The 9,309-nt window shown below is 58.7% G+C and carries 10 protein-coding genes and 1 pseudogene; 8 read left to right on the forward strand and 3 right to left on the reverse strand.

Annotated features, from left to right (window positions below; genetic code table 11):
• Positions 1-92: 92 nt before the first annotated feature.
• A complete protein-coding gene (locus HNQ83_RS23290; RefSeq protein WP_175391105.1) occupies positions 93-845 on the reverse strand; it encodes a DUF2059 domain-containing protein in 753 nt (250 codons plus the stop codon).
• 108 nt (positions 846-953) lie between these two features.
• Between HNQ83_RS23290 and HNQ83_RS23295 the strand changes: the two genes are divergently transcribed.
• The 3 genes and pseudogenes from HNQ83_RS23295 to HNQ83_RS31725 all read left to right on the forward strand — a co-directional run.
• On the forward strand, positions 954-1,586 hold the full coding sequence (locus HNQ83_RS23295) for a 2OG-Fe(II) oxygenase (RefSeq protein WP_175391106.1): 633 nt from the start codon (positions 954-956) through the stop codon (positions 1,584-1,586).
• Positions 1,587-1,588: 2 nt separating this feature from the next.
• On the forward strand, positions 1,589-2,074 hold the full coding sequence (locus HNQ83_RS23300) for a DUF523 domain-containing protein (protein WP_175391107.1): 486 nt from the start codon (positions 1,589-1,591) through the stop codon (positions 2,072-2,074).
• Positions 2,070-2,186 (forward strand): annotated as a pseudogene (locus HNQ83_RS31725) (metal ABC transporter ATP-binding protein); the annotation flags it as partial. The gene HNQ83_RS23300 and the pseudogene HNQ83_RS31725, both read left to right, overlap by 5 nt.
• 11 nt (positions 2,187-2,197) lie before the next feature.
• Here the strand turns inward: HNQ83_RS31725 and HNQ83_RS23305 are convergent.
• Complete coding sequence (locus tag HNQ83_RS23305) at positions 2,198-2,785, reverse strand: transporter substrate-binding domain-containing protein (protein ID WP_175391108.1); 588 nt, start codon at positions 2,783-2,785, stop codon at positions 2,198-2,200.
• Between the two features lie 135 nt (positions 2,786-2,920).
• Here HNQ83_RS23305 and HNQ83_RS23310 point away from each other — a divergent pair, with 135 nt between their 5' ends.
• Positions 2,921-3,346, forward strand: a complete 426-nt coding sequence (locus HNQ83_RS23310; RefSeq protein ID WP_175391109.1) for a DUF4399 domain-containing protein — start codon at positions 2,921-2,923, stop codon at positions 3,344-3,346.
• Positions 3,347-3,475: 129 nt separating this feature from the next.
• Here the strand turns inward: HNQ83_RS23310 and serA are convergent, their stop codons facing one another.
• On the reverse strand, positions 3,476-4,705 hold the full coding sequence (serA, locus tag HNQ83_RS23315) for a phosphoglycerate dehydrogenase (protein WP_095196316.1): 1,230 nt from the start codon (positions 4,703-4,705) through the stop codon (positions 3,476-3,478).
• Positions 4,706-4,909: 204 nt separating this feature from the next.
• Here serA and HNQ83_RS23320 point away from each other — a divergent pair, with 204 nt between their 5' ends.
• The 4 genes from HNQ83_RS23320 (at position 4,910) to HNQ83_RS23335 (ending at position 9,216) form a co-directional block, all read left to right on the forward strand.
• Positions 4,910-6,304 carry an FAD-binding oxidoreductase gene (locus HNQ83_RS23320; protein ID WP_175391110.1) on the forward strand — a complete coding sequence of 465 codons (1,395 nt, stop codon included), beginning with the start codon at positions 4,910-4,912 and terminating at the stop codon, positions 6,302-6,304.
• A gap of 31 nt (positions 6,305-6,335) precedes the next feature.
• Positions 6,336-7,001, forward strand: coding sequence for a fumarylacetoacetate hydrolase family protein (locus HNQ83_RS23325; RefSeq protein WP_095196318.1), 666 nt, complete (start codon positions 6,336-6,338; stop codon positions 6,999-7,001).
• 254 nt (positions 7,002-7,255) lie between these two features.
• Positions 7,256-8,182: an SdiA-regulated domain-containing protein gene (locus HNQ83_RS23330; protein ID WP_175391111.1), complete on the forward strand. Its 927-nt coding sequence runs from the start codon at positions 7,256-7,258 to the stop codon at positions 8,180-8,182.
• 116 nt (positions 8,183-8,298) lie between these two features.
• Entirely contained in the window at positions 8,299-9,216 is a 918-nt protein-coding gene (locus tag HNQ83_RS23335) for an SdiA-regulated domain-containing protein (protein ID WP_175391112.1), read from the forward strand.
• Positions 9,217-9,309 lie beyond the last annotated feature (93 nt).

Raw genomic sequence — 9,309 nt, forward strand, 5'->3', positions numbered from 1 at the left:
CACAGTGGCCGGTGAAAACCCACAATTTTGTGATCAACAAAAAACTGTGGGAGCGGGCTTGCCCGCGATGGCGGTCTATCAGGCGCCGTCGATTACTGGGTGAGGTTCGAAGTGCTCTGCCCCACCGCCAACCCCGCCCGAATCGCCGACAGCGCCGCCTGGTAGTACGCCTTGCCCTCGGCCGACTCGGCAAAGGTGGCGAATTCTTCCAGTTCTTCATCCGACAGGTCGCGATAGACATACAGCAATGTGTTGTTCAGGTCGCTGCCGATCTGGTCCATCAGGCGCTGGCGCTGACCGTTCAACATGCCTTGGGCCTGGCCCGCACCGAGCAGGCCAGGGATCATTGCACTCAGGCTGTCGGCCGCGACACCGGCAATGGCCAGGCTGACTTCCGCGCCGGCTTCCCGTGCAGGCAGCGCCTGGGCCAAGTGGCCGATGATCAGCAGGCGGCTGTCGCTGGCCTGCATCTTCGGCAAACCCTTGGCATTTTTAGCCAGTTGATCGCGGCGGGTCGCCAGCAATTCGGCGGCGACGATTTTCTTGCCCAGCGGGGATTGAAAGAACGCCAGGGCCGGCTTTGGATCAGCGAGATTCTTGCGTAATTGGGTTTCGGCGCGTTGGTCGACAGCCTTGGGGTCAAAGCGCTGGTTGCTGTTGTTGACCAGGGCCTGGAACACCGCCGGTGGCAGGCTGCTTTCGTAGCGTTTTTGCGCGGCCGAAAGGGCGTCGTTGAAATGCGCGCGTTGTTCCGGCCAGCCGGCGACCTTGTACAACTGGTCGTGGCCGTCTGCCCAGGCGGGCAAAACGCAGAACATCAGCAGGGAGAAAAGCAAACGGCGCATAGGGACTCCTGTCAGCAGGCGACTATTCTCCGTGTGGCATACGGTCTTGTCGAGAATTCGTATCAACCCGCTGCGTGGCTCTGTCGGAATTTCGGGCGCAGGAATACTATGCGCGCCATGCGAATATCTTCTGATCACCCACTGCTGTTACGAATCGTCGACGACCTGGCTGCCAACGGCTGGTCGCAGCAGAATATTTTCCTGCCTCTGGATTTGACCCGAGCGCTGGCCGCCGAGTGCCGTAAACGTGCCGGCGAGGGTGAACTGGCCCCGGCAGCGGTAGGGCGTGGACCTTCCTCGGAGATTCGCGAGGGGATTCGCGGCGATCATATCCAGTGGATCGAGCCCGGTCAGGGTGAGGCGTGCGACAACTATCTGCAGTTGATGGACAGCCTGCGGGAGGCGATCAACCGCGACCTGTTTCTGGGCCTGGAAGATTTCGAGAGCCATTTCGCGATGTATCCACCCGGCGCGTTCTACCTCAAGCACGTCGACCGGTTTCGCGACGACGACCGGCGCACGGTGTCGGCAGTGGTTTACCTCAACGACGCCTGGTTGCCGGAGCACGGTGGCCAGTTGCGCATGTACCTGGATGAAGACAGGCAATACGATGTGGTACCCACCGGGGGATGCCTGGTGGTGTTCCTGTCGGGTGATGTTCCCCATGAAGTCCTGCCCGCGACCCGTGAACGCCTGTCGTTGACCGGATGGTTCCGGCGTCGGGGCAACGAGCCGTTCTGATCATGCAGAAAATACTGGTAAGTCGCTGTCTGCTGGGGCATCGCGTCCGTTACGACGGCGGTGCCAGCGGGCCGTTCGATCAACTTCAGGCGTGGCTCGACGAAGGCCGGATCGTGCCGTTGTGCCCGGAAGTCGCCGGTGGCCTGCCGACGCCACGGGCGGCCGCTGAAATTCCGGGCGGGCAGGGCGCTCATGTGCTGGAGGGGCAGGCGCCGGTCATGACGACCGAGGGCGAAGATGTCAGCGCGCAGTTCTTGTCCGGGGCTTATCAAGCGCTGGAACTGGTGCAGCAGCACGGTATCCGCATTGCCGTGCTCAAGGCCAACAGTCCGTCCTGCGGCAATCTGCTGACCTATGACGGTACGTTCAGCGGGGTGAAGGTCAGTGGCGAAGGGGTGACGGCGGCGTTGCTCAAGCGTCATGGGGTGCTGGTGTTCAGCGAACTTGAGCTGGCTGAAGCGGCACAGGCACTGGCCGCACTCAATTAATGACCCACACAAAACCACTGTGGGAGCGAGCCTGCTCGCGAAAGCGGTGTGTCAGGCAGCACTAATGTCGACTGACACACCGCATTCGCGAGCAGGCTCGCTCCCACAGGTTTGACTCGCGACTTAGGGCTTCGGCGCCCCACCGGCATCGGCCCCAAACCACTTCTTCTCCAACGCTTCCAGCCTCCCATCGGCCTTGATCCGCTGCAGTGCGTTTTCCAGGCTGGCATGAAAGGCCGGGTTACCTTTCTGAAACGGAATCGCCAGATTCACGGGCGAGCTGGCTTTCGGCTTTTCTTCTGTCAGCGACTGCACCAGCAGGATTGAGCGCTGTTGCTCGTCCTTTTGCGCGATCAATTGCGCATCGGCTCGAATATAAGGTTCGCTGAAATCGAAACGATCCTTGAGCGCAGGGGTCTCTGTGATGTGATTGATCGCGACGTCGTACTTGCCGCTCTCAACACCGGTCAGCAGATCATTGGCATCCGTGACGACAAAGTCAGCCCGCACATCGAGTTCGTTGGCCAGCATTTGACCCAACTCGACTTCGAAGCCTGCAAGGTTGCCGTCTTCCTTGAAATTGAAGGGCGGTGTATTGGCTTCAAGGGCGATACGCAATTCACCGCGATCGTTGACGTCATCAATCAGTTCGGCATGAGCCAAAGGGCTCAAAAGGGGTAGCAGGCAAATCAGGCCAGGCAGAAAGCGCATGGTCACTCCTTTGAAATCATTATCGCGATGCTCTGATTCAGGCTCGCTTTGCTATGGTTGTCGAGTGCCTTCGACAACGATTGACCATGAAGTTGTGATGGTCACGCGGATTTTACGGAAAAACTGGAGAAGAGAATGAAAACCTTTATGTCACGTGCAGTTTTGGCTGGCCTGATGATGGGCGTTTCGGTGCTGGCCAGTGCGGCCACGCCGGCCCCGAAAGGTGCTGAAGTGTCCATCGTTTCGCCCAAGGACGGCGGTACGGTTCCACAGACCTTCATGGTCAAGTTCGCTGTCGAGAATATTGCGCTGGCGCCGGCAGGAGATGCCACCAAGAACACCGGGCATCATCATCTATTGATTGACGTGGACGAATTGCCAGCGGCCGGCCAGACGATCCCGGTCGATGCCAATCATGTGCACTTCGGCAAGGCGCAAACCCAGGCTGAAGTCACGCTGACACCGGGCAAGCACACGCTGCAACTGATACTGGGCGACAAAAATCACACCGTGTTCGATCCACCGATTGTTTCCGAGAAAATCACGGTCAACGTTAAATAAAAAAGGGAGCCCCTTGCGAGGGGCTCCCTTTTTTCACAACGCTGGACGCCAATAATGACGAGTGCAGTCTGAGTGCTCTCGCTGTCCGCACGTTTTTCGCGAGCAAAGCTCGCTCCTACAGCTGCTCTCTTAGAACAGCACGCGGCTACGGATGGTGCCGTTGACGTGTTGCAGCTTCTGTTGCGCCAGGTCCGAGTATTCGGCGTCTACGTCGATCACCACGTAGCCGACTTTCTCGTTGGTCTGCAGGAACTGACCGGAAATGTTGATGCCGTTTTCGGCGAAGACCTTGTTGATCTCGCTCATCACGCCCGGGATGTTCTCGTGGATGTGCAGCAGACGGTGCTTGCCAGGGTGAGCCGGCAGGGCCACTTCCGGGAAGTTGACGGACGATACCGAGGTACCGTTGTCGCTGTACTTGACCAGCTTCTCGGCCACTTCCAGGCCAATGTTGGCCTGCGCTTCGGCGGTGGAGCCACCGATGTGCGGGGTCAGGATCACGTTGTCCAGGCCACGCAGCGGGCTTTCGAACTCTTCGTCGTTGGAGCGTGGCTCCACCGGGAATACGTCGATGGCTGCGCCGATCAGGTGCTTGTCCTTGATGGCGGCGGCCAGGTGGTCCAGCTCGACCACGGTGCCGCGCGCGGCGTTGATCAGGATGCCGCCTTTCTTGATGGCGCGGATTTCCTTCTCGCCGATCATCCACTGGGTGGCAGCGGTTTCCGGAACGTGCAGGGTCACGATGTCGGACATGCCCAGCAGCTCGTGCAGGTTGCCGACCTGGGTGGCGTTACCCAGTGGCAGCTTGGTCACGGTGTCGTAGAAGTAAACCTGCATGCCCAGGCCTTCAGCCAGGACCGACAGTTGAGTACCGATCGAACCGTAACCGACGATGCCCAGCTTCTTGCCGCGGATCTCGAAGGAGTTGGCCGCGCTCTTGATCCAGCCGCCACGGTGGCAGGAAGCGTTCTTCTCAGGGATGCCGCGCAACAACAGGATCGCTTCGGCCAGTACCAGCTCGGCCACGGAGCGAGTGTTGGAGTACGGGGCGTTGAACACGGCGATACCGCGTTCACGGGCTGCGTCCAGGTCGACCTGGTTGGTGCCGATGCAGAAACAGCCGACAGCCACCAGCTTCTTCGCGTGATCGAAGATCTCTTCGGTCAGTTGAGTGCGGGAGCGAATGCCGATGAAGTGAGCATCAGCGATCTTTTCCTTGAGCTGGGCTTCCGGCAGAGAACCTGTGAGGTACTCGATGCTGGTGTAGCCCGCCGCCTTGAGGACGTCGACAGCCGATTGGTGGACGCCTTCGAGAAGAAGGAACTTGATCTTGCTCTTATCGAGAGAAGTCTTGCTCATCTGCGTAAACCTGTATCCCGGAGAAAAATGGCAGGAAATGGTCAACAGATGCTGACCCGGACGGCAACAAAACCGTCGCCGCAGTACAGCCGTTGGGCACTATGCTGCGGGGTCGGTATGCTAGCATATGCGCCCCGCTAAACACTCATTCCTGCGACGTGAAGCGTTCTCAGGATGACCATGAATTGTTCGAGAGTTCTGTCGATGACCAATCCTGCCCTGATTGATGAGCTGAAGACCCTGGTTGAGCCTGGCAAGGTGCTGACCGATGCCGACTCCCTGAATGCTTACGGTAAGGATTGGACCAAGCATTTCGCCCCGGCCCCGACCGCCATTGTGTTCCCCAAGACCACCGAGCAGGTCCAGGCCATTGTCCTGTGGGCCAATAAACACAAGGTGGCGCTGGTGCCGTCCGGCGGTCGTACCGGGCTGTCCGCCGCGGCAGTGGCCGCCAACGGCGAAGTCGTCGTGTCCTTCGACTATATGAACCAGATCCTCGATGTGAACCTGACTGACCGCACTGCCGTTTGTCAGCCCGGTGTGGTCACCGAGCACCTGCAGAACGTGGCCGAGGAAAAGGGCTTGTACTACCCGGTGGACTTCGCATCGGCAGGTTCCAGCCAGATTGGCGGCAATATCGGCACCAATGCCGGCGGGATCAAGGTGATTCGCTATGGAATGACCCGTAACTGGGTCGCCGGCATGAAAGTGGTCACCGGCAAAGGCGACGTGCTGGAGCTGAACCGCGACCTGATCAAGAACGCCACCGGCTACGACATGCGTCAGCTGTTCATCGGCGCCGAAGGCACCCTGGGGTTCGTGGTCGAGGCCACCATGCGCCTGGATCGCGCACCGAAAAACCTGACGGCGATGGTCCTCGGTACGGCTGATTTCGATTCGATCATGCCGGTTCTGCATGCGTTCCAGAGCAAACTCGACCTGACAGCCTTCGAATTCTTCTCTGACAAGGCCCTGGCCAAAGTCATGGCACGCGGTGACGTGCCAGCACCGTTCGAATCAGACTGCCCGTTCTACGCCCTGCTGGAATTCGAAGCGACCACCGAAGAAGTGGCCAACCACGCCCTGGAAACCTTCGAGCACTGCGTGGAGCAGGGCTGGGTACTGGACGGCGTGATGAGCCAGAGCGAAACCCAGTTGCAGAACCTGTGGAAGCTGCGCGAATACATCTCCGAGACCATTTCCCACTGGACGCCGTACAAAAACGACATCTCGGTCACCGTGTCGAAAGTGCCGGCTTTCCTTAAGGAAATTGACGCGATCGTCGGCGAACACTACCCGGATTTCGAAATTGTCTGGTTCGGCCACATCGGCGACGGCAACCTGCACTTGAACATCCTCAAACCGGATAACCTGAGCAAGGACGAGTTCTTCGCCAAGTGCGCCACCGTCAACAAGTGGGTATTTGAAACCGTCGAGAAGTACAACGGCTCGATCTCCGCCGAACATGGCGTGGGCATGACCAAGCGGGATTACTTGACCTACAGCCGTTCCCCGGTTGAGATCGAGTACATGAAAGCCGTCAAAGCCGTGTTCGATCCGAACGGCATCATGAACCCGGGCAAGATTTTCGCTGTTTGACTTTTAAGAGCTACGAACCAGGAGTCGGTCCATGAGCTATCAGCACCAGTATGTCGACGGCACGCGTATTCACTTCCCGCTGGGGAAAGTGGTGTGCATCGGCCGTAACTACGCCGAACACGCCAAGGAACTGGACAATCCGGTGCCTACCGAACCCCTGCTGTTCATCAAGCCGGGCAGTTGCGTGGTGCCGCTGGAAGGTGGTTTCAGCATTCCGACCGAGCGTGGCTCGGTGCATTACGAAGCGGAAATCGCGGTACTGATCGGCAAGCCGTTGTCGACCCGGCCGAGCCGCGAAGAAGTGCTCGATGCCATCTCCGGTTTTGCCCCGGCGCTGGACCTGACCTTGCGTGACAAGCAGGCCGAGCTGAAATCCAAGGGCCTGCCCTGGGAGATCGCCAAGTCCTTCGACGGCGCGGCGGTGATTGCTCCGTTCGTGTCCGGCAGCACGTTCGCCGACCTGACTGACATCGGCATTCGCCTGACCATCAACGGCGAAGTTCGCCAGGATGGCAACAGCAGCGCGATGCTCAACCCGATCGTACCGATGATTCAACACATGGCCGGCTGCTTCTCGCTGCAGGCCGGGGATGTGATCCTCACCGGTACGCCGGTTGGCGTCGGCCCGCTGAACGTCGGTGATGAGATCGTGCTGGAGCTCCCGGGCGCCAGCAGCTTTACCAGCAGCGTTCGTTAGTCAAAACACCGCTAAACCCTGTGGGAGCGGGCTTGCCCGCGAATACGGAGTGTCAGTCGACATTAATGTCGGCTGATCCACCGCTTTCGCGAGCAGGCTCGCTCCCACAGTGGTTTTCGTGATTGTCCCAAAGGGCTTTCCCGCCATTTCCCGTTTTTTTCACATCTGATCTGGATAATTCCAGGGTTTTCGGCGTCTGAGTCGATCCCAATTGTGCTATTACCCATAGCCTGAATTTCCGGATGCATTCCCCGATGGCCACCCAACCGCTGACCACGCTTAAAACTGCTCGCCGCTCGCGCTTTGCCCTGCGTTGGTATTCCTGGCTGTTGTTGGTGGCAATCGCCGCGTACGGCCTCGCGTTTGCCATGCATTGGGATGACCGTGGCGTGCTCTGGGTGCAGGAGCGTTTTGAAAGCGCCGCCGAGCGCCAGGAGAGTATCTGGTTGCCGGACTATCAGGCGGTGATCGATGCCAAACCGCTGCCGGGCATGGAAAAGGATGAGGCTTCGGACCTGTCCTACGATCCTCAAAGCAAGACCCTGTATTCGGTAATGGGCAAAAATCCGTTTCTGGTGGAGTTGTCCTTGCAGGGTGACGTCCTGCGAAAAATCCCTCTGGTGGGTTGGAGTAACCCTGAAGGGGTGACGGTATTGGGCAATGGTCTGTTGGCGATTGTCGACGAGCGCGACCACCTGCTCACCGTCGTCAGAGTCGATGCCGAAACCCGGGAATTGAACATCGCCAATTTCACGAAGTACGATCTCGGGCCTTCGAAAGACCAGAACAAGGCGTTCGAAGCCATCGCCTGGGATTCGCGCAATCAACAGGTGCTGCTGGGCGAGGAACGTCCACCGGCGTTGTTTACCTGGAAAAGCGACGGCCAGAAACTGATCGGCGACAAGCAGAAACTCGCCAGTGACGAACTGGATCTGCGCAACCTGTCGGCCCTGGCCATCGATCCCAGAACCGGCCATACCCTGGTTCTTTCCGCCGACTCCCATTTGTTGCTGGAGTTGGACGAGAAGGGCGAACAGGTCAGTTTCATGACCCTGCTGCGTGGTTTCAACGGACTGAAAAAGACCATTCCCCGTGCCGAAGGTGTGGCCATGGACGAGGCGGGTACTGTGTACATCGTCAGCGAGCCCAACCTGTTCTATCGCTTCGAAAAACAGCGCTGAGTCCATTTTGTAGGACTTTCGCCGCTCGATTGTAGGAGCGGGCAAGTGGCCATTAAGCTTTAATTCAGACAGTCGTGATATCTCATCCGCCTGTTTTGATTCCGAGCCCGCACCCAATGCGCCGATTTGCCCGCCCCAAACCCCTGATTCTCATTTTGTCGATGATTGTGCTGATTGTGCTGATTGCCGTCGGCCAATACCTGCGGCTGTTTGAGCGCGCCTGGTTTAACCTGCACACACTTTGGCAACCAATGAGCACTCAATCCATTGGCCTGGACCAGTATCGGGTGGTGGTGGAGGGGCAGGTCATCGAAGGGCTGGACGACGATGTTTCAGCGCTGACCTATGACCCGGTGCGCAAAAGCCTGTTCACCGTCACCAACAAGAACTCCGAACTGATCGAGCTCTCCCTCGATGGCAAGATCCTGCGGCGCATTGCGCTGGTCGGCTTTGGCGATCCGGAAGCCGTGGAGTTCATCAGCGCCGATACTTACGTGATTACGGATGAGCGCGAGCAGCGGCTGATCAAGATCCATCTGGAGCCGGACACCACCTTTCTCGACTCCGCCGATGCGGAGCAGATGACCCTCGGCGTGCACATGGCGGGCAACAAGGGTTTTGAGGGCCTGGCCTACGATTCGGTGGGCAAGCGCCTGTTTGTCGCCAAGGAGCGCGACCCGATGCTGATCTACGAAGTGCACGGATTTCCGCACTTCAATCCGGAAAAATCCTATGCGGTACATGTCATCAACAATCCCAAGCGTGATGCCGGGATGTTCGTGCGCGATTTGTCGAGCCTGCAATATGACGAGCGCAGCGGGCACTTGATGGCGCTGTCCGACGAGTCACGGCTGATTCTGGAGCTGGATGTGGACGGGCGACCGCTGAGCACCATGTCATTGAGCAAGGGGCGTCAGGGGCTGCAAAAGACCGTACCGCAAGCGGAAGGGATCGCCATGGATGACGACGGTACGATGTACCTGGTGAGCGAGCCGAATCTGTTTTACGTCTTCAAGAAACCGGTACAGCCCTAACCAATACCCCAAAACAGTTGTGGGAGCGAGCCTGCTCGCGAAAGCGGTCTTTGTGCCGTCAGCAAGATCGGAAGGCAGGGCCAATCGCCAGGA

Source organism: Pseudomonas sp. C2B4, from assembly GCF_013359695.1.
Classification (GTDB): domain Bacteria; phylum Pseudomonadota; class Gammaproteobacteria; order Pseudomonadales; family Pseudomonadaceae; genus Aquipseudomonas.

What these genes read in the sequence shown, in the direction of transcription:
- HNQ83_RS23330 (WP_175391111.1), top strand. Translation starts at nt 7,256, where the DNA reads ATGGCCACCCAACCGCTGACCACGCTTAAAACTGCTCGCCGCTCGCGC.
- HNQ83_RS23305 (WP_175391108.1), bottom strand. Translation starts at nt 2,785, where the DNA reads ATGCGCTTTCTGCCTGGCCTGATTTGCCTGCTACCCCTTTTGAGCCCT.
- HNQ83_RS23325 (WP_095196318.1), top strand. Translation starts at nt 6,336, where the DNA reads ATGAGCTATCAGCACCAGTATGTCGACGGCACGCGTATTCACTTCCCG.
- HNQ83_RS23300 (WP_175391107.1), top strand. Translation starts at nt 1,589, where the DNA reads ATGCAGAAAATACTGGTAAGTCGCTGTCTGCTGGGGCATCGCGTCCGT.
- HNQ83_RS23295 (WP_175391106.1), top strand. Translation starts at nt 954, where the DNA reads ATGCGCGCCATGCGAATATCTTCTGATCACCCACTGCTGTTACGAATC.
- HNQ83_RS23335 (WP_175391112.1), top strand. Translation starts at nt 8,299, where the DNA reads ATGCGCCGATTTGCCCGCCCCAAACCCCTGATTCTCATTTTGTCGATG.
- HNQ83_RS23290 (WP_175391105.1), bottom strand. Translation starts at nt 845, where the DNA reads ATGCGCCGTTTGCTTTTCTCCCTGCTGATGTTCTGCGTTTTGCCCGCC.
- HNQ83_RS23310 (WP_175391109.1), top strand. Translation starts at nt 2,921, where the DNA reads ATGAAAACCTTTATGTCACGTGCAGTTTTGGCTGGCCTGATGATGGGC.
- serA (WP_095196316.1), bottom strand. Translation starts at nt 4,705, where the DNA reads ATGAGCAAGACTTCTCTCGATAAGAGCAAGATCAAGTTCCTTCTTCTC.
- HNQ83_RS23320 (WP_175391110.1), top strand. Translation starts at nt 4,910, where the DNA reads ATGACCAATCCTGCCCTGATTGATGAGCTGAAGACCCTGGTTGAGCCT.